This window comes from Paludisphaera rhizosphaerae, assembly GCF_011065895.1.
GTDB classification, from domain to species: domain Bacteria; phylum Planctomycetota; class Planctomycetia; order Isosphaerales; family Isosphaeraceae; genus Paludisphaera; species Paludisphaera rhizosphaerae.
The window spans coordinates 21255-46497 of record NZ_JAALCR010000039.1 but is presented as its reverse complement, the minus strand read 5'-3'; the positions used below and the strand labels follow the sequence as shown (position 1 = coordinate 46497).

At 67.5% G+C, this 25243-nt stretch carries 17 protein-coding genes; 5 read left to right on the top strand and 12 right to left on the bottom strand.

Annotated features, from left to right (window positions below):
- The first annotated feature begins 53 nt into the window (after positions 1 to 53).
- The 3 genes from G5C50_RS28910 to G5C50_RS28900 all read left to right on the top strand — a co-directional run bounded on the left by G5C50_RS28910 (position 54) and on the right by G5C50_RS28900 (position 3363).
- Entirely contained in the window at positions 54 to 1460 is a 1407-nt protein-coding gene (locus G5C50_RS28910) for a DUF1501 domain-containing protein (RefSeq protein ID WP_165074715.1), read from the top strand.
- Positions 1461 to 1703: 243 nt separating this feature from the next.
- Positions 1704 to 2486 carry a UDP-2,3-diacylglucosamine diphosphatase gene (locus G5C50_RS28905; RefSeq protein ID WP_165074713.1) on the top strand — a complete coding sequence of 261 codons (783 nt, stop codon included), beginning with the start codon at positions 1704 to 1706 and terminating at the stop codon, positions 2484 to 2486.
- A 64-nt stretch (positions 2487 to 2550) separates the two neighbouring features.
- Positions 2551 to 3363 (top strand): class I SAM-dependent methyltransferase, encoded by an 813-nt coding sequence (locus tag G5C50_RS28900; protein ID WP_165074711.1) that lies wholly within the window; start codon positions 2551 to 2553, stop codon positions 3361 to 3363.
- A 284-nt stretch (positions 3364 to 3647) separates the two neighbouring features.
- Here the strand turns inward: G5C50_RS28900 and G5C50_RS28895 are convergent, their stop codons facing one another.
- Genes G5C50_RS28895 through G5C50_RS28875 form a run of 5 tightly spaced genes read right to left on the bottom strand, consistent with a single transcriptional unit; the run spans position 3648 to position 10543 of the window.
- Positions 3648 to 4181 carry a hypothetical protein gene (locus G5C50_RS28895; RefSeq protein WP_165074709.1) on the bottom strand — a complete coding sequence of 178 codons (534 nt, stop codon included), beginning with the start codon at positions 4179 to 4181 and terminating at the stop codon, positions 3648 to 3650.
- A complete protein-coding gene (locus G5C50_RS28890; protein ID WP_165074708.1) occupies positions 4138 to 6297 on the bottom strand; it encodes an aminotransferase class III-fold pyridoxal phosphate-dependent enzyme in 2160 nt (719 codons plus the stop codon). The genes G5C50_RS28895 and G5C50_RS28890 overlap by 44 nt, the downstream gene beginning before the upstream one ends.
- Before the next feature lie 7 nt (positions 6298 to 6304).
- The gene (locus G5C50_RS28885) at positions 6305 to 8173 is read right to left on the bottom strand and encodes a hypothetical protein (RefSeq protein WP_165074706.1); all 1869 of its coding nucleotides are present in this window, start codon (positions 8171 to 8173) and stop codon (positions 6305 to 6307) included.
- Complete coding sequence (asd, locus tag G5C50_RS28880) at positions 8127 to 9053, bottom strand: archaetidylserine decarboxylase (RefSeq protein WP_165074705.1); 927 nt, start codon at positions 9051 to 9053, stop codon at positions 8127 to 8129. The genes G5C50_RS28885 and asd overlap by 47 nt, the downstream gene beginning before the upstream one ends.
- Positions 9050 to 10543, bottom strand: coding sequence for a GMC family oxidoreductase N-terminal domain-containing protein (locus G5C50_RS28875; protein ID WP_165074703.1), 1494 nt, complete (start codon positions 10541 to 10543; stop codon positions 9050 to 9052). Before G5C50_RS28875 ends, asd begins: the two co-directional genes overlap by 4 nt.
- 290 nt (positions 10544 to 10833) lie before the next feature.
- On the opposite strand from G5C50_RS28875, the gene G5C50_RS28870 reads away from it, so the two are divergent.
- Positions 10834 to 11367 (top strand): HEAT repeat domain-containing protein, encoded by a 534-nt coding sequence (locus G5C50_RS28870; protein WP_165074701.1) that lies wholly within the window; start codon positions 10834 to 10836, stop codon positions 11365 to 11367.
- Here the strand turns inward: G5C50_RS28870 and G5C50_RS28865 are convergent.
- The 4 genes from G5C50_RS28865 to G5C50_RS28850 form a co-directional block, all read right to left on the bottom strand.
- Positions 11361 to 12002, bottom strand: a complete 642-nt coding sequence (locus G5C50_RS28865) for an NAD(P)-dependent oxidoreductase (protein WP_165074699.1) — start codon at positions 12000 to 12002, stop codon at positions 11361 to 11363. The genes G5C50_RS28870 and G5C50_RS28865 overlap by 7 nt on opposite strands.
- A 251-nt stretch (positions 12003 to 12253) precedes the next feature.
- Complete coding sequence (locus G5C50_RS32825; RefSeq protein WP_240907409.1) at positions 12254 to 16375, bottom strand: efflux RND transporter permease subunit; 4122 nt, start codon at positions 16373 to 16375, stop codon at positions 12254 to 12256.
- Positions 16376 to 16489: 114 nt separating this feature from the next.
- Positions 16490 to 18106: an efflux RND transporter periplasmic adaptor subunit gene (locus tag G5C50_RS28855; protein ID WP_165074697.1), complete on the bottom strand. Its 1617-nt coding sequence runs from the start codon at positions 18104 to 18106 to the stop codon at positions 16490 to 16492.
- Between the two features lie 126 nt (positions 18107 to 18232).
- Positions 18233 to 18688 carry a hypothetical protein gene (locus G5C50_RS28850; RefSeq protein ID WP_165074695.1) on the bottom strand — a complete coding sequence of 152 codons (456 nt, stop codon included), beginning with the start codon at positions 18686 to 18688 and terminating at the stop codon, positions 18233 to 18235.
- A 363-nt stretch (positions 18689 to 19051) separates the two neighbouring features.
- Between G5C50_RS28850 and G5C50_RS28845 the strand changes: the two genes are divergently transcribed.
- Positions 19052 to 19564 (top strand): hypothetical protein, encoded by a 513-nt coding sequence (locus G5C50_RS28845; protein ID WP_165074693.1) that lies wholly within the window; start codon positions 19052 to 19054, stop codon positions 19562 to 19564.
- Positions 19565 to 19714: 150 nt separating this feature from the next.
- Here G5C50_RS28845 and G5C50_RS28840 read toward each other — a convergent pair whose 3' ends face one another.
- The 3 genes from G5C50_RS28840 to G5C50_RS32450 all read right to left on the bottom strand — a co-directional run bounded on the left by G5C50_RS28840 (position 19715) and on the right by G5C50_RS32450 (position 25236).
- On the bottom strand, positions 19715 to 20392 hold the full coding sequence (locus tag G5C50_RS28840; protein WP_165074691.1) for an O-methyltransferase: 678 nt from the start codon (positions 20390 to 20392) through the stop codon (positions 19715 to 19717).
- Positions 20393 to 20530: 138 nt separating this feature from the next.
- Complete coding sequence (locus tag G5C50_RS28835) at positions 20531 to 22864, bottom strand: alpha/beta hydrolase family protein (RefSeq protein ID WP_240907408.1); 2334 nt, start codon at positions 22862 to 22864, stop codon at positions 20531 to 20533.
- Between the two features lie 68 nt (positions 22865 to 22932).
- On the bottom strand, positions 22933 to 25236 hold the full coding sequence (locus G5C50_RS32450; protein WP_206107902.1) for a nucleoside hydrolase: 2304 nt from the start codon (positions 25234 to 25236) through the stop codon (positions 22933 to 22935).
- Positions 25237 to 25243: the final 7 nt, after the last annotated feature.

The following is a 25243-nucleotide window of genomic DNA, read 5'->3' as shown; positions in this document are numbered from 1 at the left end:
ACGTCGGAGGAGCCACACCCGAAACAGCCTCAGCCACGCCCGGGGCCCTCGCCATGCACTGCGGACGTTTTTCCACGCCGATCGACCGCCGCCGGATGCTCGCCCGTTGCGCGAATGGGTTCGGGGCGGTGGCGCTCTCGGCGTTGCTGCGCGATCAGGCGTTCGGCGCGGATGCGGTCGGCCGCGGGTTGCATCACCCGGCCAAGGCGAAGAGCGTCATCTTCCTGTACATGGATGGCGGTCCGTCACAGATGGACACCTTCGACCCCAAGCCGAGGCTCGACCGCGAGCACGGCCGGCCGATCCAGGTGAAGACGGCTCCCACGCAGTTCAACAACGTGGGCGCCGTCCTGAAATGCCCCTGGAAGTTCCGTCGCTACGGCGAATCAGGCGCTCCGGTGAGCGACCTCTTCCCCAACGTCGCGCAGCACGTCGACGAGATGGCCATCATTCGTTCGATGACCTCGGAGTTCTCGGAGCACACGGCGGCGAATTACTTCCTGCACACCGGCAGCGGGCTGCAAGGCCGGCCCAGCCACGGCGCCTGGACGACCTATGGGCTGGGGAGCGAGTCGAAGGACCTCCCCGGCTTCGTCGTACTTAACGGCGGCCTGATCCCGCCGGGCGGCCTGGACTGCTTCAGCAACGGGTTCCTCCCCGCGGCCTTCCAGGGTTCGGTCTTCCGCCCCTCGGCCGAGGCCGTCGCCAACATCCGGCCGGCGGAGGCCGAGCCCGGCGGCCAGCTTCGGAAGCTCGACCTGATCCGCGACCTCGACCGCGGCGTCTCCTCGCGGATGGGCGAGCCCGACGCCCTGGAAGCGGCCATCGCCAATTACGAGCTGGCCTACCGGATGCAGTCCGCCGTCCCGGGTCTGATGGATCTGGACGGCGAATCCCCCGCCACGAGGCGACTATACGGGCTCGACGACGAATTCGGCCCGACTCGGATCTTCGCCCGCGAGTGCCTGATCGCCCGCCGGCTGGTCGAGCGCGGAGTTCGGTTCGTGGAGGTGCTCTGCCCGTCGGTCGGCCACGATCGCTGGGACCAGCACTCCCGGCTGAAGGAAGGCCACGAGCTGAACGCCCGCGCCGTGGACCGGCCGATCGCCGGGCTCCTCTCCGACCTGAAGGGGAGAGGCCTGTTGGACTCCACCCTGGTCTTCTGGGGGGGCGAGTTCGGCCGCACCCCGATGGCCCAGGGGAGCGACGGCCGCGACCACAACCCGTTCGGCTTCACCGTCTGGCTGGCCGGCGGCGGCGTCAAGGGGGGCGTGACCCACGGCGAGACCGACGACTACGGCTACCACGCCGTCGTCGACAAGGTCGCCATGTACGACCTTCACGCCACGATGCTCCACCTGCTGGGCCTGGACCACAAACGCCTGACCTTCCGCTTCGGCGGTCGCGACATGCGCCTGACCGACGTCCACGGCGAACTCGTCAAGCCGATCCTGGCCTGACGAAAGACCCTCCTGGCGCGCGCCTCGACGCCGCGCGGCGGGGGCGTATTCGCAAGAATCGGCCTCGGGAATCCACTTGTTCAGGGCGTTGGATGTGGATTCGACGAGGTGTCTGGGTGGATCAAGAATAGATGACGTGGGTTTGATGTATTTCGGCCGACAGCCGTTGGAAGCGCGGCGTCGGCCGGCCATACTTTGGGTCGCCTGACCGGAACCGAGGTTCGTACCGAAGTAGCGACCCCGATGCGATACGACTGCCTCATCATCAGCGATCTGCACCTGGGGAGCGAAGTCTGTCAGGCCTCGCTCCTTGAGGACTTCCTGAAATGGGCCGTTGAGAACACTCGCGAGTTGGTCATCAACGGCGACATCTTCGACGACCTGAATTTCAAACGGCTCTCCAAGCGGCACTTCGCCTGCTTGAAGATCCTGCGGCGGAACTCCGACCGCGACGATCTTCGCCTGGTCTGGGTCCGAGGCAACCATGACGGGCCGGCCGAGGTCGTCGGCCACGTGGTCGGCGTGGAGGTTCTCGACGAGTACATCTTCCGGAACGACCGCTTCGCCCTCCTTGTGCTCCACGGCGACCAGTTCGACCGATTCGTCAACAACTACGGCTGGTTGACCGAGATCGCCTGCGGGCTCTTCTACTACATCCAGCGGTGGGCCCCCCACCACGCCGCGCGGTACATCCGGCGCGTCTCCAAGCAGTGGCAGCGGAGCAGCGTTTCGATCCGCGACGGAGCCGTGGCCTACGCCAGGTCGAAGGGCTTCCGTCACGTCACCTGTGGGCACACCCATCTGCCGATCGCCGAGGACGTGGGCGGGGTCCAGTACGTCAACAGCGGCACCTGGACCGAGCATCCGCCCTGTCCGTTCATCTCCGTCCGAGACGGCGAGGCTCGCCTGGAATACTGGCCCTTCGCGACAGAAGAGGCGGAAGCCCCGACGCATGATCGAGGCGACGCCGCGGCGACGACCTCAGCGGTCGCGCCCTCCGCCAGCCTCATGCCGTCCGCAAGCTGAAAACCAGTCTTAGCCCCGCACCCTCGGGCCTAGCGCCCACCTCTCATCCCCAGGACGAGCCTCCATGAATACCACGGCGGTCCACCAGGCATACAACGACGTCGTCGCGACGCACTACGACCTCGATCCCCAGGGCGTCATCGGCCGGGCGCTCGACCTCGGCATCGGCCAGATGAAGGCCGAGGGCCTGCTGACAGACCGAGACCTGCACGTCCTCGACATCGGCATGGGGACGGGGCTCTTCCTCGAGAAGCTCCAGCAGGCGTCCGAAGGTCGGATCATCCCCTTCGGGATCGACCTGGCGGAGAGCATGCTGGAGGTGGCCCGGCGGAGGCTGCCGGACCTTGATGCCGTCGCCGGCGACGCCTCCAAGCTCGACGCGTACTTCAAGGATCGCGAGTTCGACTGCGTCTGCACGCACTTCGTCACCGGGTTCGTGTCGATGCGCACGCTGGCCCCCCAGATCGCCGGCAAGCTCCTGCCGGGGGGCTGCTGGTCGCTGGTCGGCGGCACGAAGGCGGCCTACCCGGCGCTCCAGGCCAAGGGTGATTCCAGGTTCCTCCGCTGGTACACCGGCGCGGGCTCGCGGCGGATGGACGACACCGTCCTGAATCCGGCCGACGCCGGCGAGGTCGCCGAGGTCATGGAAGCCAACGGCTTCGAGGTCCTTCGCAGCGAGACGTTCCGGCCCACGCTGAACTTCGAGAACTTCGACGGCTTCATGGAGTTCGCCTACCACGGCGGCTGGCTCACCCCGCTGATCGAAAGCATGGGTCTGCACCGCGCCGGCGCGGCCAAGCGATGGCTCCTCAACCGCCTGGCGTTCCCAATCCAGGATTCGCACGACATCGTCGCCGTGCTGGGCCGCAAGCGCTGAGCGGCGTATCCGTTCCGACGTCTTCCCCCCTTGCCGGGGAAGTCAGACCGCGAAGCGGTCAGATGAGGGGGCGACCGGCTCCGGATTCACGTCCGAAGCATGGCTGTCAATGCGCCACCAATCCCCCCTCATCCGGCCCTTCGAGCCTCCTCTTGGAAGGCCCTCCATGATTCCCAAATGTGTCACCCATGTCCCCGAACACCTGTTACCCATGTCCCCGGTCCATACACCCCCGAGAGGGGGGAAGGCCGTTATGATCTGAATAGAGAGAGGGGTCTACGTCCTCACCGCTTCCAGTCCGCGCGGCGGTACGTCAGGTAGTTCAGGCAGATGGGGATCTCGTAGAAGAGCAGGACGATGTTCAGGTCGCGGCCTGGGGGGAAGCGTCGGTTGAAGTCGGACATATCCGCGGCAGCCGTCCAGATTCTGTGGCCTCGCGACTGGATCTTGTAGCCGACGGGGATCAGCAGCAGGAACAGCGGGATCGCCCAGGCCGGAACCTGCGGGACGATCAGGACGCTGGCGACGAACAGGGCCAGAAACGCAGCCGTCACGAGGATTACCCGGAGCGGCGAGTGCAGGCTGACGACCACCAGGTAGGCGACGGCCAACCCCACGGGCACGACCCACGGCGAGGGGACGCCGATGAGTCGGGCCCCCTGCGTGAGGAACGAGTAGATCCCGAACCAGAGCATGTACAACGCGATCAGGTGATTGACGTTGATGCCGAACTGCGAGTGCCGGCCGAGGTGCCGGGTGTAGAGGCCGTCGAAATCAACGTGCAGCAAACTCAACGGCCGGGCGGTCGCCGTGCTCATGGATTCCCTTTCGGAACGGTGATGGCTTTCCAAGCTGGATGAGACCCGCGAGCAAGACGCGCGCGAACGGCCGCTTCAGGACCTCGACGATCGTCTCGCAGGCCCTGTCGATCTCGTCGGCCTCGACATTCAGCGGCGGGGTGATCTTCAACGTATTCGGTTCGTACTGGCAGAAGCCGGCGAGCAGCGGGTTTTGCTTGCGCTGAAGCATCGCAAGCAGATACAGCGCCCCAAGCCGCTTCCGCAACCAACGCCGCGAGCCTCGCTCCACGTCGAGTTCGACGGCCATGAGCAGGCCGAAGACGCGGACGTCGCGGACGTTCTTGAGGGCACCCAGACCGCTGCGGAGCTTCTCCTCGAACTTCGCCTCGGCCTCGACGACCCGGGCGGAAAGCTCCATTTCCTCGGCCGACCGCAAGACGTTGATCACGGTCCGATAGCCCAACTCATAGCCGTAGCGCTCGCGGATCGACTCGATCAACCCCTCGCCTCGGCCGCGGAGCAATTCGGCCACGGCGTCGGAGTAGAGGGTCAGGGAGAAGGGGAACATCATGTCGGACGTCCCTTTGCCCAGCAGCATGAGATCTGGCGTCAGGCCGAGCGCCTGCGAGCGGCAGAACGGGCCCGTGCGGTACATGCCGGTCTGGACCTCGTCCACGATCAGCAGGAAGCCGCGCCGGCGTCGCTCCTCGTCGAGGCGTCGGATCAGGGATTCGGGGATCGCTCGCACCCCGCCCACGGACTGGATCAATTCGAGGATGACGGCCGCGAAATCATCGGCGCACAAGAGGGCATCGATCTGTTCGGCGGCGTCGGGGGCGAAGGGGTCGACGTAATGCACCTCGGCGTACAAAGGGCCGATGCGGTCCTTGTACGACTGGTTGGCAGTCCCCGTCAGCGAGAAGAGCGTCTTGCCGCCGAAACCCGCCCTGAGTGCCAGGATTCGCCGACGGGGGAACCTGGCGACGAGCGCTGTCCTCAGTGCGCTCTCAACGGCCCCGCCGCCGCTGACCGCCGGCAGGACGTTGCCGAGCCCAGTGAGCGGCAGGAGCCGCGCTTCGAGTTCCGCCCGAAGCGAATCAGCCGCGCCTCCCTGAAAAGTCAACTCATCCGCATAGGCCGGCGGGTTGTGGCCTCTCATGCTGCACGCGACCCCGCCGACGAAATCGAGGATGCGGTTGCCGTTGACGATGACGTCGCCGCCGGCCGCCTTCACGTCGGCCGTCGCGAACCCGGCCGCCCGGATCAACCGAAAGAGCGAGGGGTTGTAGTAACGGCGGAACGCCTCCCCGCGACGCGCGAGATCGACGCTGATCGCGTTCAGGTCGTCGGCGCGGATCCGGACGAACTCCGGGTCGACCGCGGTCAGGACGTTCATGAAGTGCCGCGTGGAGATCGTGTTCGGCTGGAACGTCGTCGAATGGAACGTGCTCTTCCCGGGCCGATTCCAGGCCGCGAACAGCGACTGGCGGGCCGTGAAGGCGCCGAAGGGAACAGAGTTGCCCGTGAACGAGTCGTCGAAGACGACCACGTCGGGAGGGATCGCGCGGAGCCAGTCGCGCTTCCCTTCGCGAAGCCTCGACAACCCGCCGCGATCGACGCACGCGACGACCGCCGGAGCATGCTGCTTCACGATCGCCTGGATCTCCTCGGCGTGCTCGTCAAGCCGATGGTCATCGCCGGCGACGAGAACGAGCATCTCGATCTTCGCATCGTCCTCGATCCGCCGCAGGCCCTCGGCCAGATCCGACGAGCCGAGCACGTGCAACCCGGGGAGGAACTCGACGCGGGAGCCGTCTGGGAGTCGCCAATCGGCGAACCCCTCCAGGCGGTCACAGGGGTCGACGACGATCGCCACGCCGTCGGCCTCGGTCTCGTCGCGGTTGTAGCGGACGAGCTTCACCGCGCCGCCGAGCGCTTCCTCGAACCCGTTCGCGAGGAACGACTGCCAGGCCTCGTCGGCCGGACCTGACGGCAGCGCCCAGGTCGATCGGACGAGGCGGTCGAGGCAGAAGCACGTGCTGGCGACGTGCGGGTTCAGGTAGAGCCTCAGCAGGTTGGGCTCACGTTCCCGCAGGATCTGCTTCAGGGTTTCGATCGGCGGCGGCGTTTGCATTCGTGGCCTAGTTGCTGTGTTTGCCGGGGTTGAACCGAACGTTCGGCAGGTGCTTCGCCATGTAGGCGTCGAACTTCGGCTTGTCGAGCCGGAACAGGAAGAGGTCGGCCGAGACGCAGTCCTCGTCGCGGAAGGGCGAGTGGGGCATCCCGTCGCGGTAGATGTATCGGAGCTGAATCTTGCGCAGGGGGACCTGATCGTGAGTCGTCCAGAAGCGCTCGAACTCGGCGGGGGTGAGGAACAACTCCGTGTGCCAGGCCACGCGACGGCTCAGGGCGTGCATCAGGTAGGACGTGATCGGGTTCTCTTCCAGCCGATCCCAGAGCCTCCCCAGCGCGTCGCGCGGGGACTCCAACGCGGCGGCGGACGGGCCGGTCGCCTTCGTGTAGTAGCGGGAGACGGTCACCTTGTCGCTCGCTGCGTTGGCCTGGCGGACCTCGACGTTCGCCGCGTCGCGATCGCGCAGGGCCGCGAGCAGTTCTCGCCCCCCCAGGCCCTTGGTGGTCTCGCTCCGGACGTAGTAGCTCGACCTGGGACGCGTCCGCAGACAGAGCCTCAGCAGGACGGCTCGCGACCGGGGGTTATAGACGTTCTCGCGGAAGGCCGCGTCGTCTCGATCGGCGACGATGATCCGGTCCTGATCCGGGTCGTACAGGACGACGCGGAGGATCGTATCGGCGACCGTGGCGTAATCGACGGCCGATCCGTGGATCGGCACGAAGAACGCCGTCCCAAGAGCCACGTACGAGTAGTTGGGCATGACGTACAACTCCTCGCCGCGACCGCCGAGGTAGTCCTTCGCGCGGCGGATCGTCGCGCCGGAGTCCGCCTTCATCACGCCCGGCCGCGCGTGAACAGTCCGTCGCAGCCGGACGGTTGAGACGATCGTCTTCCCCGGATGGCGATGGCCGAAGTGGTGCACGCCGTTGTTGTAGCCCACGACTCGCACGCGGTCGATGTTCCCGCGATGGCAGAGCGAGACCAACTCCCGCATCGTTCGCGGCTTGAGCGTCGAGACCGACCAGGCCCTGGCGGTCGGCGACCACCGTGAGGCCGTCGCCAAGGCGGCCGCGAGCAGTCGCCCGACCAGCAGCCACGACAGTCCGTGTGCTAAGGCCGTCGCCGCGTTGTGGACCGGAGAATGGCCGCGATGGCGAGCGAGCATCTCACGCCACGCGACGTTCCCGCCCAGGAACGTGTACTCCCTGCGGCGGCGGTCCAGCGGCCGGCCGGGTGTTTCGGATTTCTCGTCGACGGACGACCCGCTCGCCTCATCCTCGATCGCGGCGAGGAGTTCGTCGGCCTCGACGAAGCAGGTCCGCAGGTCGTCGGGAGCCAGCGGGAAGAGCGGGCCCAACCGCTTCAGCCAGCGATCCGCCTCGCCGCCCACCCCGACCACGTGGCTCGGCCGAAAGACGGCGATGCGGGCTCCGGCGAGCTTCGATTCGACCATCGCCAGCGCGGCTTGCTCCATCTCCTCGGCCGTCGAATCGTCGAGATGAACGCGGAACGTCCCGACCAACCCGACGAAGGCGATCGACGTGCGGCGGGCCTCGTCGAGAAGCGCTGCGAGGTGATGACGCTCACGCTCTCCGAGGCGAGAGGGCAAGACCACGATCAGGCTCGCCGCCTCGCCGTCCTCTCGATCGCGAGGGATCGCCAGGCTCCGCGAATCGTCATCGACGACGACCGCCTCACGGTCCGGGCTCTGCCTCACGAAAGCGGCCAGTGCGGACGCGAGCGGATCGCCGAAGCCTACGATGAGCATGACGCCGGCCCGGAGTGGTTCGCCCGTTCCGGAGAGCGTTGCGACGCGCCCTGCCGTCGGCTCATCGAGCGACGGCGCAGGGATCGAGTTTGAAGACGGGCTGACCATAGCGGACCTTCTCGTTCGGGGAGACCAGGGGGGTCGCTTTGAGCGCCGCCGAGGCCAACAGGACGACCGTCGAACCCAGCTCGAACGTGGCGATCCAGTCGCCTCGGCGGACCTCGGGCGGCGACGGCCAGCGATGCGACTCGATCCGTCGACCGTTCGTCCGGAAGTCCGGCGCCAGGGGGAGCGTGATGTTCCCCACGCCCCAACCGGCCACCATGACGACGGCGCACGGCCCCGAGCTCGTGGCCAGTCGGAAAATCACGCGCTCGTTCAACGTGTAGACGGGATACTCGGCCGTCTGGAACGGGGGGTGGACGAGCAGACGGGCGCCGGGGACGTGGATCGCTTCCTCCATGACCGCGTCGGTCGGGCTGAAGACGCGGTGGCAGTCGATGGGCGAGAGGAAGACGATCGCGAACTGGCCTCCCTCATAGGGCCCGGGATCCAGGCCGCCGAGCAGCGACTCGACGCTGTACTCGATCCCCTTGACCGTCATCAACCGCCCGTTTTCCACGCGTCCTGTGTCCTGGACGACGCCGTCGCAGGGGCTCAGGAGGCTGGCTCCGTCGTCGGGGATGGGCCGGTGCTCGCGCTTGAGCGCTCGTGTGAAGAGGGCGTTGAACGACGGGTAGTCTTCCAGCGGCCGCTCGGCCTCGTCGGCGTTGAGCCCGGGGGGATACATCCGAGCGTACAGGTCGCGGAAGAGCCGCCCGCGAAGGCGTCGCGAAGGGATCGGCAGGCGCGAGAGCTTAACCCCGAGGACGGCCGTGCCGAGGCCTCGCAGGCCGCCGTGGATCCGGCGGGCCTGGCGGAACTGTTCCAGTCTGATGGAGACGCGCCGTGAGAGGCCAGCCGCCGACAGTTTCTCGGAAGTCTTCACAGCTCGGCCACCACTTTCGACGCCACGCGCAACGAGTTCGCCATGATCGTGAGCCCGGGACCGACCCCCAGCGAAGTCGGCATGAATCCGCCGTCGACCGCGAAGACGTCGGGGTTCGCGAACAGCCGGCAGTCCGGATCCAGGACCGCGTGGGCCGGGTCCTTGCCGAACCTCATCGTCCCGCACTGATGGGCCACGTGCTCGTGAGAGGAATACCGTGGTGCGACGCAGTAGATCGCGCCCGAGCGCTTCAAGATCCGCGCGATGTGCGGGGCCAGTCGCTTGCGTCGGACGCGATCGTAGCGGGCGTAGCGATGGGTGAGCGAGCCCCGGCCGTCCGATTCCAGGCCGACGCGGTTGGCGGGGTTCGGCAGGTCCTCGATGAGTCCCGCCATGAGGAGGATCCGCTCCCGCAGGAACTTCCGCACGGGTGCTGGGAGGAACGGTGAAACCTTGGCCGTCATCAACGGGCCAGGGACGCCCAGTGATTGGACCAACCCCATCTTGTGCCGATATCGCTTCGTCCCGAAGTAGAAGTCCGAGAAGCCGACCTGCTTGACGAACGAGGACTCGGCGTCCGTCTCCTTGGGATAGACGCCTGCGACCAACGCGCAGATGTGCATCATGTAATTGCGACCGAGCTGGGAATGCTCGACGCCCGACCGCATCAGCAGCAGCGGCGAGGCGAACGCGCCGGCGGCCAGGGCGTAGCGACGGGCCCTGTAGCGCCGGCGATTCCCCGTGTTGCGGTCGATCACGTCGACGACCGTCGCGCCGGTCCCCGGCTCGCGGGCCAGCTTCTCCACCTCCACCCGCGTCTGGACCGTCAGCGCCAGGCCTCTCGCCTGGGCTGAGTCGAGGAGTTGGGCCGACGACCCGCGGGCTCCGGTGGGGCAGGGGAGCCCCGCGCAGAGGGAGCATCGCAGGCATCGTGAAGAGTCGATCGCCAGCGGGAGTTGGAACGGACGCAGCCCGCGGCGACGGTTGGCGGAGATCAGGCGCTCGTTGATCGGGTGCAGCGGAAGCGGCTCGCCCGGGAAGCCCGCGGCCGGCTTCTGCAGCGGCCCGAAGTCGTCGTCGCCGCATCCCGCCACGCCCAGCAGCCGCTCGACCTCGGTGTAATGGGGCTCAAGGTCGGCGTAGGAGATCGGCCAGTCCCAGATCGATTTGGGGATCCGCTTGCCGTAGTAGCGGCCGGGATAAAAGTCCTCCTCGCTCGGTCGAATCAGCGCCGCGCCGTAGAGGCTGGAGCCGCCGCCGAGGATCCCTCCCATGTAGAGCCGTTTCGCCTTGCCGTTGACCTCGACTTCGCGGTCGTCGTAAGGCCTCTTGTCGATCAGGGCGGCCTTCTCGTCGTGGGGCGTCCCGACCGTGTGACGGCCGCCTCGCTCCAGGACCAGGACCGACTTCCCGGCCTGGGCGCAGGCGTAAGCGAACGTCGCGCCGCCTGCTCCTCCGCCCACGACGATGACGTCGAAATCGTAGTCCAACTCGAGTCTCCATCCCCGCCTTGTACAGAAACCTCCCCGAGTATGAACGTCCTGATGGGTTCAAACGTCGAACCGGCCGTAAAGTTTGCGTGAAGATTGCTGGCGGTCTCCCAGGTGAGATCGTAGTCTTGCAGCGCCGGGCCATCGCGGTCGTCGTCGCCCGTCGCCCTTTCGGACCGATCGCCGCAAGGAGCATTCGCTCTCGGCCTGTCCCAATCGCCATCGGTGGGCGGCGAAACGCGGGCGTCCACAGCGTCCCGCTGAGGAAGAGAACTCCGATCGAAGAAAGCATGGACCAAGCACACGCCATCCTGCGGCTGAGCTCGAACGACCGAAAGGTCGCCGTTCAGGCGGCGTTCGATCTTGCCCACATGGGGGGCGTCGAGGCCGTGCCGGACCTGTTGCGCCTCCTGTCCACGCTCCCCCCGGCGGGAGCCGAGGCTCTGCATAAACTTGGCGCGTTCGCTTACGCCCTGGGAGAGCTGAAAGTCCAGGCGGCCAAACCGAGGCTTATCGAGTTAATCCGGGACCCGAGGACGAAGGGCCATCGCGGCAGCTTCCTCTACGCGATGCTCGATCTGGATTGCCGCGACGACTATGACTTCCTCTACGAACTGGTCTTCGACGACTACTTCGAGGTTCGCGCGAAGGCCGTCATGATCCTTAATGGGATCATCCCTCTTCAGGATGTCGAGAAACTGGTCGCGAGTCGGGACGACCTGCTTGAGAGGCTCGAAGGCGTGCCGCTCGATGACGAGAGGTCGATTCATCTCTGCTCTCTCGTCGACCTGCTCGATGCGGAACTGGAGGATTGGGCTCAATAGCCGATCGTGAACCGTTTGCGGACGTGCCGGGGGTTCTCCAGTTCGTCGAGGAGGGCGACGGCGTAGTCCTCGGCCGAGATTCGGCTGTCGCCCTGGGCGTCGGCGACGAGGCGGTCGCCGCCGAGGCGGAACCGGCCGGTCCGCTCGCCGGGGTGGATCATGGCGGCGGGGCTGAAGTAGGTCCATTCGAGGGCCTGGCCCTCCTTGCGGAAGACCTCCAGCGCGTGGGCGTGGTCCAGGGCGATCGGTCGCAAGGCGGGGGGGAAGTGGGGGACGTCCAGAACCCACGTCCCCGGCGCGACCTCCAGGCTGCCGGATCCGCCGACGAAGATCAGCCGCCGAGGGCCGCCGTCCTTCAGCCCCGCGATCAAGGCCCGCGCCGCCCGCGCGACGGCCCCCGGCCCCTGATCGGCCCGGACGCCGAAGGCGCTGACCACCGCGCCACACCCGCTCGCCGCTTCGGCGACACTCGCCGGATCGAGGATGTCGCCGACCTCGACCGTCAGCCCCTCGGGCCGATCCTCCAACCGCGACGGATCGCGGACGATCGCCCGCACGCGGTGACCCCGCTCTAGGGCCTCGTCCAGGATGCGACGCCCGATCATGCCGGACGCGCCGAAGAGGGCGATGTTCATTGTAGGCAGAACTCCTTCTCGCAGACCGTGGAAGCGTGGCAAGCCGGCTGGATCCAGGTCCCCTCTCCCGCCGGGAGAGGGCAGCCGCGCAGCGGCGGGTGAGGGTCATCGGATTTCGGAAGGTATCTCGGAGCCGGGCGATCGGCACTCCTTCGCGATATCTACAAGTCCGACGACCCTCACCCGGCCCTGCGGGCCACCCTCTCCCGGTGGGAGAGGGGACGAAGAGCATCACTCCGTTTCGGCGACGTTCACGCCTCCCGCGCCGTATCCAGCGGCCCCAAACCATGAAGGCGTCTCCACTGCCATTTCTTCATGGTGAAGTAGAGCACGGGGAGGAAGACGTCGATGACCTCGTCGGCGATCAGGAGGCCGCCGAGGACGGGAGCGGCCATCGGGCGGATGACCTCGGCGCCGACGCCGCTGGCCCAGAGCATCGGGGCGATTGAGATGATCGTGGTCCCTTCGGTCAGCAGCTTGGGACGCAGCCGGTGGATGGCGCCTTCGAGGATCGCTTCCTTCAACTGGTCGACGGACGTGATCGCTTCCAGCCCGCCGCGCTCTTCCAGGGCCTCGCGCAAATAGACGAGCATGACGATACCCGTCTCCGTGGCCATCCCGAAGCAGGCGATGTATCCGACCCAGACGGCGACGGAGAAGTTGAAGCCGAAGAGCCACTGGAACATCGCCCCGCCGGCGAGCGCCCCCAGGACGCTCGTCATCATCAGGGCGGCGTCGATCCAGCTCTTGTAGGTGATGTACAGGATCAGGACGATCACCACCAGCACGGCCGGGAAGACGACCTGGAGCGTGCGCCTGGTCTTCAACTCGTTCTCGAACTGGCCCGACCATTCCAGGTACATCCCCTTGGGGAGTTTGACCTTCTCGGCGACGACGCGACGGGCCTCCTCGACGAACCCGACCTCGTCGCGGCCTGTGACGGTGAGCTGGACGTACGACCGCAGGAGGCCGTTCTCGCTCTTGATCATCGAGGGGCCCTCGACGATCTTCACGGTCGCCACCTGCGAGAGCGGCACCGGCACGGGGGCCGCCGCCGCGCCGGGCTTCGCGTCGCCGTCGGGCATCCCCATGCCGGCCGACGCTTCTCCGGTCGCCCCTCGGCTGGTGACGAGGATGTTCTTGAGAGCCTCCTCATCGGCGCGGAAGTCGCGAGCGTATCGGACGCGGACGGGAAAGCGGCGGCGGCCCTCGACGGTCGTGGTGAGAGGGCGGCCCCCCATGGCGACCTCGACCACGTCCTGCACGTCTCCCACCTGCACGCCGTAGCGTGCGGCCTTTTCGCGGTCGATGTCGATCTCCACGTATCCCTTGCCGACGATCTGATCGGCGACGACGCCCCCCGCGCCCCGGACGGACCGGAGCGCGTCGGCGACTTGCCCGCTCACACGCTGGATCTCGTCGAGGTCGTCGCCGAAGACCTTCACGCCGACCGGCGTGCGGACGCCCGTCGCCAGCATCTCGATCCGGTTGATGATCGGCTGGGTGAAGATATTGCCCCATCCCGGCACCTGCAGGGCCGTGTCCATCTCGTCGACCAGATCCTGCTTCGTCTTCTTCCAGAGGAACAGCCGGTCGGCGAAGGGTTTTGAGAGCGAGGCGATCAGGGATGACCGTTGCTCGGCTGTGGGCGGCTTCTCGCCCGCGAGGGCGTCGATCGCCGCCTCGGTCGCAGTCTCGACGGCCCGGTCGAAGAGTTCCCAGTTGAGGTCCTTGATGCGAGCCTTCAGGCTGGCGTCGCGGGCCGCAGCGACTCGCTCGGCGATCCGCTCGTAGGCCGACTTCGCGCGACCGCCGAGGGCCGAGGCCGTCAGGTCGCGGGCACGGTCCCAGAGGGCAGGGGGGGCGGAGAGCAGGTCAGGGGCAGCGGGCAAGACGCCCATGGCGATCAGGCGGGCGGTCGCGGCGTCGGCGATCATCACCACGTCCTCTACCGCCGGGCCGTCCGCCAGGCGCTCGCCGAAGCGATCGGCCAGCGCCTTCGACAACTCGTCGCGCTCATTTGATGTGAGCGCACGCGTCGTCCGGCCGGCTCGTTCCAGGATCGCGTCGACGGCCTCGCCGGCCGCGGCTCGCAGCATGGCCGGGCGGTGCTCCTGGATGCGCCGGGCGGCGAGGATTCTGAGGGTCGAGTCGACGCGTGACACGACGTGCATGGCCGCGTCGTTTGCGTCCACAACCACAACGGCCTTCCCCCCTCGCGGGGGAAGGTGGCCCGCAGGGCCGGATGAGGGGGGATCGGCGTTGGTTTCGGAGCGGCCGTCAGACTCGAGTCCGGCGGCGGTCGTCCCCCTCATCTGATCGCTTCGCGATCTGTCTTCCCCCGCGAGGGGGGAAGACGTCGGATCGGCCGATCGCTCCATCGCTTTGCGCGCGGCTTCCACCTGCCAGAGGGCGTCCTCGAAGAGAAGCTTGCGCTTGGTCCAGAGGTCCTTGTCGTGCAGGTTGATGATGGTCTCGACCATGTCGAGTGGGGAGGGGTCGGTCGCGGTCTCGGCGCGGCCGGCCTTGCCGACGACCTGGGCGACTTCGGGGAACCCGCGCAGCACGGCGTTGCGGGCTTTGAGGTCTTCGGTCGCCTGGGCGACGGACATCCGCGGCACGCTGGTGGGCATGTCGAGGATCGAGCCCTCGTCGAGCGGCGGCATGAATTCGCTCCCCAGGCGGCCGGCCGCCAGCCATCCCAGGCCGAGGATGCAGACGAACAGCCAGCAGACCAGCGTGGTGCGGTCCATCAGCCAGGAGAGCATCGGCTTGAAGATGGTGATCATCGTTCGGACCAGCCACGAGTCGTCCTCGGACTTGATCCGCCCGCGCAGGAAGATGGGGATGAGCGCGGGGACCAGGGTCACGGCCAGCACGGCCACGCCGATCAGGGCGAACGTCTTGGTCCAGGCCAGCGGGTGAAACATCTTGCCTGACCGTCCCGTCAGGGCGAAGACCGGCAGGAACGACAGGATCGTGATGAGCACCGAGAAGAAGATCGGCCGGCCGACGGTGCGGCAGGCGGGGATGATGACGTCCAGGGCGTCTCCGCGCACCGGCTGGTCGCCGAACCGTCGCGTCAGATGGTGCGCGGCGTTCTCCGTCATGACGACGGCCTGGTCCTCCAGGATGCCGACCGAGATGGCGATCCCCGCCAGGCTCATGATGTTGGAGGGGACGCCGAAGATCTTCATCATCAGGAAGCTGGTCAGGATCGCCAGCGGCAACGTCAGCGAGACGATGAACGCACCGCCGAGATGACCCATGATCAGGACGATCATGACCGTGGATATGAAGATCTCCTCGTACACCGTGTCCGACACCGTCTCGAGCGCCTTCTCGATCAGCGGCGTGCGGTCGTAGAAGGGGACGATGCGCACGCCTTCGGGGAGCCCCGGCGAGAGGGCGGCGACCTTCTCCTTGATCTGGCGGGTGACCTCCAGCGGGTTCTCGCCGAACCGCATCATCACCACGCCGCCGACCACCTCTCGACCGTCCTTCTCCAGGACGCTCCGCTTGAAGCCGGGGCCGGTCTGGACGGAGGCGATCGTCTCCAGGTAGATGGGCGTCCCGTTGCGCTGGGCGACCACGGTGCGTTTGAGGTCGTCGACGCCCCGGAGCCAGCCGACGGATCGGATCAGGTACTCCGCGTTCCCCTTGTGGATGACGCGCCCGCCGACCGCCGAGTTGGAACGCTGGACGGCCGAGTAGACCTCGCCCAGCGAGACGCCGAAGGCCCGCAGCTTGCTGGGGTCCAGGTCGACCTGATACTCGCGCGGGGCTCCGCCGACGGAGGCGACCTCGGCCACGCCCGGCACCGCGTTGAGCTGGTAGCGGACGTACCAGTCCTGGATGGCCCGAAGTTCGTCCAGGCCGACGCCGTCCCCCTCGACGGTGTACCAGAAGATCTGGCCGACGGCGGTGGCGTCCGGCGCCATGTAGGGCGTCACCCCCTGGGGCATGTCCGGGGCGACGGTCGCCAGCCTTTCCAGCACGCGTTCGCGGGCGAAGTAATATTCGACCGAGTCGTCGAAGATGATATTGATCATCGAGAAGTTGAACTCGCTCGACGACCGCACCACCTTCACGCCGGCCAACCCCTGGAGCTTCGTCGTCAGGGGGTAGGTGATCTGGTCCTCGATCTCCTGGGGGCTGCGGCCCATCCAGTCGGTGAAGACCACGACCTGGTTTTCCGACTGGTCCGGCACCGCGTCCACCGGCGTCGTCGCCAGGGCGCGCAGCCCCGCCACCCCCACCGCGATCGCCGCGATGATGACGAGGAACCGGTTGCGGATGGACCACTCGACGACGCCTTCGATCACCGGCTTGACTCCGTCCGCATTAGTCCGATTGAGCGTGATGGGTGCCATGCCCACGCTCGCGTGGGCATGCGATCGGCGACGGTCGAGCGATGATCCCGCGCTGGTCCATGGCCACGCAAGCGTGGCCATGCCACCCGAGAAAACCTGAACCCCGAATCCGAATCAACGTCGAGTCGTCGAGTTCGTGGCCGCCGACCGAGGCGCCGGGGTGCTCGGCTGGCCGGCGGCGCGGGGGTTGAGGCGGGTTTCGGCGTCGATGAGGAAGGCTCCGGATGCGGCGACGCGGTCGCCGGGCTTGAGGCCCTCCAGCACGGGGTAGCGGCTGTTCGAGATCGGGCCGAGGACCACCTCGCGGCCTTCGAAGACGCCCGGCTCGGCCTCGATGTAGACGACTTTCCGCGAACCGGCGTCGATCACGGCGGATTCGGGGACGGCCAGCACGGCGTCGACCGGGACGGCCTCCAGGCGGGCGAGGTACCTGGCGGGGGTCGTCTTGATCTTGGATTCGCAACTGGCGCAGCAGATCCAGAGCTTGCGGCCGTCGACTTCCACGGGGAGCGGGTCGCCCATCGAGCCCAGCTTGGCGTCGGTGACCAGGCACTTCTCCTGCTCCTCGGCCGTCAGCACGGCCTTGTGGAGCTTCGCCGCGCCGGCGTTGGCGCGGGCGATCCGCTCGCGGAAGGCCGGGGCGTCGGCGATGGGGGTCTCCAGCGTCACCGAGGCGAACATCCCGGGCTTCAGGCGGAGGTTCGGGTTGTCCAGGTCGTAGCGGACGACGGCCGTGCGGGTCTGCGGGTTGAGCACGGGGTCGATGAACGCGACCCGGCCGGAGAAGACCTCGCCGGGATAGGCCTCGACCGTCGCGTGCACGGCCTGGCCCTCGCGGACGAGGGCGAACTGGTTCTCATACACCTGCGCCTTGACCCAGATGTGGGAGAGGTCGGCGACCTCGAACAGGGCCTGGCCTTCGGCGACGTAGTCTCCCTCGACGACCCCCTTGCGGACGACCACGCCGCCGATGGGTGAGAGGATCGGCAGGCGGTAATCGGCCTTGCCGTCCTTGAGGATGCGGTCGATCTGCTCCTGGGTGATCCCCCAGAGCTTGAGCTTGTCGGCGGCCAGGCGGACGAGGTTCTGCGGGTCGCCCAGCACGCGGTTGCCTGCGGGGCTCGCCTGGGCGGTGCGCTGGTGCAGGAGCATCTCCTGCATGGCCTGATAGAGTTCGGGGCTGTAGACCTCGGCCAGCGGCTGGCCGGCCTCGACGCGGACGCCGGTGAAGTCCACATGGAGCTTCTCCACCCGCGCCAGGCCCTTCGTCCGGGAGGCGATCCGCCGCAGCCGGCGTTCGTCGATCTCGACGGTCCCCACGGTGGCCACGGTTTCCGTCAGCGGGACGTAGCTGGCCGCCACGGTCTTCACGCCGGCCTGGGCGATGCGGTCCGGCGCCAGCGTCAGTCGGGAGAGCACGCCGGCCGGCAGGGGCGTCTCGGCCCCCTTCACCCGCTTGGAGAGCGGCATCCCGCAGATCGGGCACGACCCGGCCGTCGGCTGGACGACCGTGGGGTGCATCGGGCAGTAAAACTCGTGGTCGGCCGTCGCGGCGATCGTCGGGCCGGTCGGTCGCGTCCATTTCTCGTAGTAGTTGCCGAGCGTGTCCCAGTAGGCGAACGTGAGCGCCGTCGCCGCCATCAAGGCCACGAACCGCAGCCGAAGCTCGACGACCTTCATCACCATCCGAAACTTCCGCCAGCGCGTCAGCGGTTGGTCGGCGGAGGACATGGGGAACTCCCGATTGATTGATATTAGGATTCTGATCGAAAGACGGCCCGGTCTCGCTGTGGGAGAGGAGACGGGAATAGGCCCATCGGGAAACCTAGAACGCAAACGCGTCCAGGAGGAGCCTCGTCAGAATCTCAATCGGGAAGTGCGCAGGTAGACGGGGCGCGGGAGCGGATCGAAAGAGGTCGGGCGTTCGAGGGCGGTCGCCGCGACGGGTGCCATCTCAAAGGCGACGGCCGCGGGCTGGGTCGTTGAGGACTCGCTGCGCGGTTCGACCGTCCGCCGTTCGGTCGGCGCGGCGGGATCGGCGGGGAGGCATCCGCAGGAGGGGCCGGATTCGGATTCGACCGGCGACAGCGACGCGAGGAGGTCGACCTTCGGGGCGACGGCCTCTTCCTTCTCCTTCTGGGGAGTCTTGCAGCAGCCGCAGGCGGGTTGGACGCGCTTGGCGCAGCAGCCGCGAGCCTTCGCCGGAGCCGGAGACGAGCAGGCCGAGGCCTCGCCGACGCTCGACAGCGCGAGCGCGGCGGCGATCGCCAGGGCGATCATCGCGAGCGTCGGGCTGGTTCGTCGGGTCGTCATGGCCGGGTCCAAAAGGGGGCCGGGGGAGATTTCGTTCTATTTGTGATTATACGAAAGGTCGGCAGTTCGGAAAGCGGGACTTGACGGAATGCCGGGGAGTCGCGGTTCCTCGGCCCCGGGCCTTTCAGCATCGAGATAACGCCCGGGGAGGAGAATCGTGTCACCGCTCAGGGCGACGAGAAGCCGCTCTCATCGAAGCGGGTCGGCTCATTTTCCCTTGAGGCGGCCTCGCTCGTTCAGGGAAAGTCAGAAATTCGACCTGCAGTCGCATCTGATGGCAACGTATTTGCAAACACATTTATCCGACCTCCCCGGGGATCGACTCGGGGGGATAGCCACGATAAACCTCTCCGGAGCGACACCATGGCCACGACCCACAATCCCGAGAAGAGCGTCGATCTCCCGCCTCACGGCGACCGCAATCCAGACCCGATCACCGACGCCCCGGGCTCGCACCCGATCGAAGTCGGCGTCGGCGCCGCCCTCGGCGGGGCCGCCTCCGGCGCGGCGGTCGGCTCGGTCGCCGGCCCCGTGGGGACCGCGGTCGGCGCGGCCCTCGGCGCGGTCGCCGGCGGCTACGCCGGCAAGGGGATCGGCGAGCTGATCGATCCCACGACCGAGGACAACTGGCTGCGCGACAACTTCTCTTCTCGTCCCTACGTCCGCGAGGGCGAGACCTTCGACACCCACGTCCCGGCCTATCGCTACGGCGCCACGGCCGAGTCGCAGTACGGCGAAGGCAAGTTCAGCGACATCGAGGACGACCTGAAGAGCGGCTGGGAAGGCGACATGGAATGGGAACGCGCACGCGAACCCGTCAAGGACGCCTACGACCGCTGCGCCCAGATCCGCCGCGAGCGCGGCGCGAACATTTAACCTGATTGGATTCCACCGGGCGTCCGCACGTCCGATTGAAATACATCGCCGCCGCATCGGGGTCGACCCGGTGCGGCGGCTTTTTTCGCGGGTGGTTTCAGCCTGACAGAGGCGAGGGGCTCGCGGGTGCGAGCCCCTGGCTCCCGCTTTTCAACGCTTCTTCAGGGTGATGCCCAGGCCCGCGCCGTCCATCAGGACGAACGAGGTGTCGAGGTCGGGGTTGGTGGTGACGGCTTCGATGTACTTCGGGTTGGGGGCGGGCTGGCGCATGTTGTGGGCGAGGATCAGGCCGCCGGGGCGGACGTAGGGGAGCAGCTCGCGGAGGTAGGCGTCGTAGCCGGGCTTCTCGGCGTCGATGAACAGGACGTCGATCGGGTCGGTGTTCTTGGGGGCCGTCTCGTGGGCGTCGCCCAGGGTCATGACGATCAGGTCCATGACGCCGGCCTTCTCAAAGTTGGCCTTGGCGACCTTCGAGCGCTCGGGGTCGATGTCGTAGGTGTAGAGCTTGCCGCCCGTCTTGCGCAGGGCCATCGAGAAGTACAGGCCGGACTCGCCGGTGCTGGTGCCCAGCTCGACGACCCGCTTGGCGCCGAGGGCCTCCACGAGCTGCCGCATCAGGCGGCCGTCGGCCTCGGAAACATTGGCGTAGCGCTGGCCTTTGCGGGCCTCGACGATCGTCTCCATGATCCGCTTCTCGCCGTCGTCCTTGGCCAGGGCGGGCTTCTGCGGATTCTTTGGGTCGGCCGCTTGCTGGCCCTGGCTCATGGCGGGCACCCCCAGCAGCAGGGCCCCGGCGATCAGGGTCAGGGCCTTGGGTTGAAACATCATCGTTAGGATCCCCCTTTCTCGCGACGGGTCTCGATCAGGTCGATTCCCCCCGAGTATGCGCCCGCAAGGGGGCCCACGCCAGGAGTCGCTCAGGGCGCCGAACGGCCCAGCCAGCCGCGCGGGCTCGCCGGCGATGATTCACTTGCTCGTCCATCCCAGGTGCCTCCGCAGGAAGTCGAACGTTCCCTTGCCGTAGATGCGGTGGCCGCCGGGTTGGTATTCGATCTCGGTGCGATCGGGGATCTTGAGGCGGTTGGCGTAGAGGTAGCGGACCTTCGCGTATTCGTAGGAGATCATCTCATCGGTCCCCACGCCGTCGTCGTGACCGCGCTCCACCATGAAGGGCCGAGGCGCGATCAGATTGACCATCTCGGCGTAGTTGAAGGTGTTCCCCATGTCGAACTCGCCCATGTCGTACTCGCGCGTCCACATGTAGCTGCGGTCGAGGTCCACCGACACGTTCTTGCCGATCCATTCGTTGAAGTCGCCGGAGCAGATTGAGAGGCAATAGCGCTTCTCGACGGCCGGGACGCGGACCGCCGTCTTGCCGCCGTAGCTCAGGCCGTAGAATGCGATCCGCCCGGGATCGACGTTCGGCAGGGTTTCCAGCCAGTCGAGCGTTCGCTGATGCTGGCGGATGACGAAGCTGAAGATCGCGAGCTTGAGCGGGTGCCCCTTCCGCTGCAACTGGCGGAACACCGTGTCGCCGTAGTACGGATTCTGAGGTGCGTAGACGATGTACCCCTGCTCGACGAGCTTCCTGGAGAATTCGTCGTAAACGGGCTTCTTCTCGGCATCGATGGTATGCCGGGGCGTCCCCTCCAGGCCGTGCTGGGTGACGATCACGGGCCGCTTCTCGCCGGGCTTGAGGTCTTTCGGGAGGAGCAGGACGCCGGAGGCGAAGACGTCCGGATAGACGTCGATCATCACTTCATGGCCGGTCCAGGTCGCCTGGTCGTAGACCTGCCGCGTGCGCGGGTTCGGGGGCATCGTCGGCTCCGGGAGCTTGCCGATCACCTCGGTATGGAAGTAGTCGCGGTACCACTCGCACGACTTCTCCCAACTCGCCGGCGACGGGGCGTCGGCCCGGGCCCAGAAGGCCTTGCGCGTGGTTTCGCTGTCGCGCCACAGTTTCTGAGTGAAGCCGACCAGTTGATCGAACAGCCGCTTCTGGCGGGGGACCGGATCGAACGATTTGCGGGAGTCGACGGGAGGCGCCCCCGGCGCGGCTGGCTTCGCCGGGATGCCGAGCATCTGGAAGAAGCTCGCAGAGGCGGCCTCGGAAACCGGCTCGTCCGCCCCGGCGCTCGCCTCGACGGGGAACCGGACGCCTCGCAGGGCGGCGTCGCCGGCGCCGGCGAGTTCGTGAAGGACAGTTGCGGCCTCGTTCTTCGCCGCTTCCGGGCTCGCGGCCTGGCTCCTTCCGGGTGCGGCCCCGCTCCTCCCACTTCGAGCGGGCGGGCCGGCCGGCGCGGTGAACGGGGCCGCCGCGAACACCATCGACCTCGGGGCGATCAGGCGCAGGACGTCGCCGTCGCCGAACTCGGTGAGCAGGCCCCAGACGTCGTGGTAGATCGGCTCCTCGGCGATCTGTTCGCGAGGGCCGAAGGAGCCGCTGATCAGGCCGGCGTCGATCCGCTCGTCGAGCGCCGCTGCGTAGAAGGCGATCAATCCGCCTTCGCCGTAGCCGATGACGCCAGTGCGCGGGTGGCCCTCGTCGCGACAGAACCAGTCGACGGCGGCCAGCACCTCTTGCACTTCGTAGCCGAGCAAGGTCCGGCCCATCTCGAAGGCCATCCGGTGGATGAACTCGCGGTGAGGCTGGTTGGTCGCGCGGTTGAGCCTGGGGTTCGCTGAAAAGTCGTCCTTGCGGTCGATGAGCGTGGGGACGATCACGCGAACGCCGTTCTCGGCCAGGCGACGCGGGAACTGCGCCGAGGGCGCGACGCCCGGGGCCAGGCCGACGGCCATCTCGGGCGTCCAGTCGGCGTCGGGCAGGGCCACGACGTTGGCGACGGCCTTCCCCTTCGGCTCCAGCAACAGGCCCTCGCCGTCCACGCCGGGCAGGACCGCCCAGCGAATCGCGTAGACCCGATACTCCGCGGCCTCGGCAACGAGCGCCGGCTGATCCGGACCGCCGACGTATTCGACGCTCGCCGGAAGGCGCGGGTCGACGACCCCCAGGTACTTCCGCAACCGCGCCCGATTCGGCTCGACCGACCTGCGATAGGCCTCCACCGAGGAGGCGTCCACCTTCCACATCGCCTTCCGATTCTCGACAGACGCCGCCAACTCACGGTCGAGGTACCTGTGGATCCCGGCCACCATCTTGGCCGCGAGGTCGCCCTCTTCGGTCAGCGCCTGAGTGTTCGGCAAAGGCTCGTTCGCCGTCGCGGGAACCGGAAATGAGCCGAGCGCGATCGACGCCGCACAGCCGAGAGCGAATGCGAGCAGAGTGCGAATGCCTGGCACATGCCTCTCCTGGAGAAGTGAACCGAGGGAAGAAAACGTCGGGTCGTCCGCGCCCGGAGTCGGTCGCATCAGGGAGTGCCGCCCTTCGGCGGGGCGATCATCAGGGTTTCGATCTCCGCCGCCAGCCGCGCGGGCTCGCCGGCGATTTTCACGTAGGCGTGCCGGCCGTTCGGGTCGGGCTCCCAGTGGGTGAGGCCCGCGTCGTCGATCCGCACGCGACCGCCGGAGACGACCTGCCAGAACTCCGGCTGCGGGCCGCGAACCGCGAAGAGCGCCGCGGCCTGGTCGTAGCTCGGCTGGCCCCCTTCGATCGCCGGGCGCTTGCCGTAGGGCTTCAGCTCGTAGGCGCGACGGACGGGATTGGCCGCCGGCGTCTCCTTCAATCGCGAGCCGGTGAACAGGGCCTCGCCGACCTCGAAGCCGTGCCAGACGATCTCCCCCGGCCAGTGATCGGCGACGTACCGCGACGCCTCCAGGTGGGTGAAGAGGTTCGTCTCGGGCTTCTTCGACGGCGGGAACTCGCCCGCCATCACGACCAGCCGACGGACCTTCGCCCGCACCAAGGCGGGCTCGCGGCGGTGGAGTTCGGCGAGGTTCGACAGCGCGCCAACGGAGCAGATCGTCACGGAGCCGTCGGGCTGGTCCGACAGGGCCTTGCAATAGACGTCGAGCGCGTCGGGCGCCTGGTCGTCGGGGCCGACGTCGTTGGGGAAGCCGTCGCGGAGGGCGGGGGCATAGGCGCTGGTGCGTTGGAGGGCGGTGGGGCCCTGCTTGTCGGTGCCGATCGGGATGTTCGGCCGGCCGTAATAGGTGGCGATTGCGTCGACGGCGGCGGCCGAGGCCTTCGTGCGGTCGGCGCGGTTCACGGGGATGGCAAGCAGGTCGCACTCGCCGCGATCGGCCAGGGCGAGCAGGAGGGCCATCGCGCCGGCGTCGTCGCAGTCGCCGGACATGTCGGTGTCGAGGATCAGCTTGACGGGACCCGGCGAGGCCCCGCCGGCGTCCGCGCCGACGATCTCGGCCAGCAGGTTGAAGAAGGCCCGTTTGCGCGGCGTGTTGATCGTCCAGTTGACGGGGACGGTCTGGTAGCCGTCGGCGTAGTTGGGCAGTCGCTTGCCGTCAGGGCCGCGATCGCCGGGGTCGAAGTAGCCCCACGAGGCGTATTCGGTGAGAGCCGCGAGGAAGTTGTTGGCGGGCTTGTCGAAGTCGAAGTGGTCGTCCTCGTTGAAGAGGATGGGCTTGGGGGTGTAGCCCGGGACCTGGCGGGTACGTTTGACCATGGCGGCGATCTTCTCGGGATCGGCCACGCCGTTGCCGTGGATCAGGAGGAAGTCGGAGGCGCGGACGACGTTCTCGCCGGGGATCGTACCGCCGCCGTAGCTGACGCCCGCGAGCAGCCTGCGGCCGTCGACGGTCTTCGCCTTCACGCGTTCGATCAATTCATGAACGCGCTTCGGCCGGAGGATTTCATGGTCGTAGCGGACGTTGCATTCGTTGGCGACCTCGATCATCACGTTCCGCCAGCCGCCGGCGAGCACCCAGGCCGCGGCCTCGTCGACGGCGTGGACGACGGCCGCTTCGTCGGCCAGGCGCTGGTCCTGGCCGAAGTAGAAGAGGCCCAGGATCACGACCATCCCCAGTTCGTCCGCGCGGTCGAGGATGCGGGCGAGCCGGGCCATATCCGGGGCTCGTAATGAGCCGTCGGCCTCGATGGCCGAGTTGTGCCACGGCTGGTCCTTCGAGTAGCCCTCCGGGCTGCCGCCCTGAAGGCAGATCGTGAACGCGAGCAGCCCGTGGCGGCGCCACTCGGGCATGGCGGCGATAAACTCGCGGGTGTTGCGCTCGGCGTCCCAGACGCCCGTGTCCGGGTAGGCGAACCGAGGGCGAGTCTCCGGGTTGCGATCGTCAAAAATCCCCTGGACCATCCGCGAGTTCGGCAGCAACCCTTCGACCCTCTTCCCCTTCCAGACCCGGCCCTCGAACGTCGGCCGACCGTTGATGTGGAAGGCGTCGCCGACGATGGCGACGCTGGTTTTATGCTCGGCGGCGGGCGCGGTTGTGAGGGGTAAGAGTATGAGCGCCAGGACGGTCAGGGCCTGGCCGCATGCTGGACGCGCGGGGCCTTGGCGTTGAAGATGAAGGCGATGGAACGTTCCCTCTCCCGCCGGGAGAGGGTGGCCCGAAGGGTCGGGTGAGGGTCGTCGGATTTCGGACGGTATGCCGCGAGAGCGGATCTCTTCCCGAAGCGCGGCGACCCTCATCCGCCGCTGCGCGGCACCTTCTCCCGAGGGGAGAAGGGACGATTCGCACTGGCCTCGATTGAAGAAGAGAGGCTTGGTTCCGTCGCCGGTGGTGCTCTTCGTCTTCTTCATGGTTCAT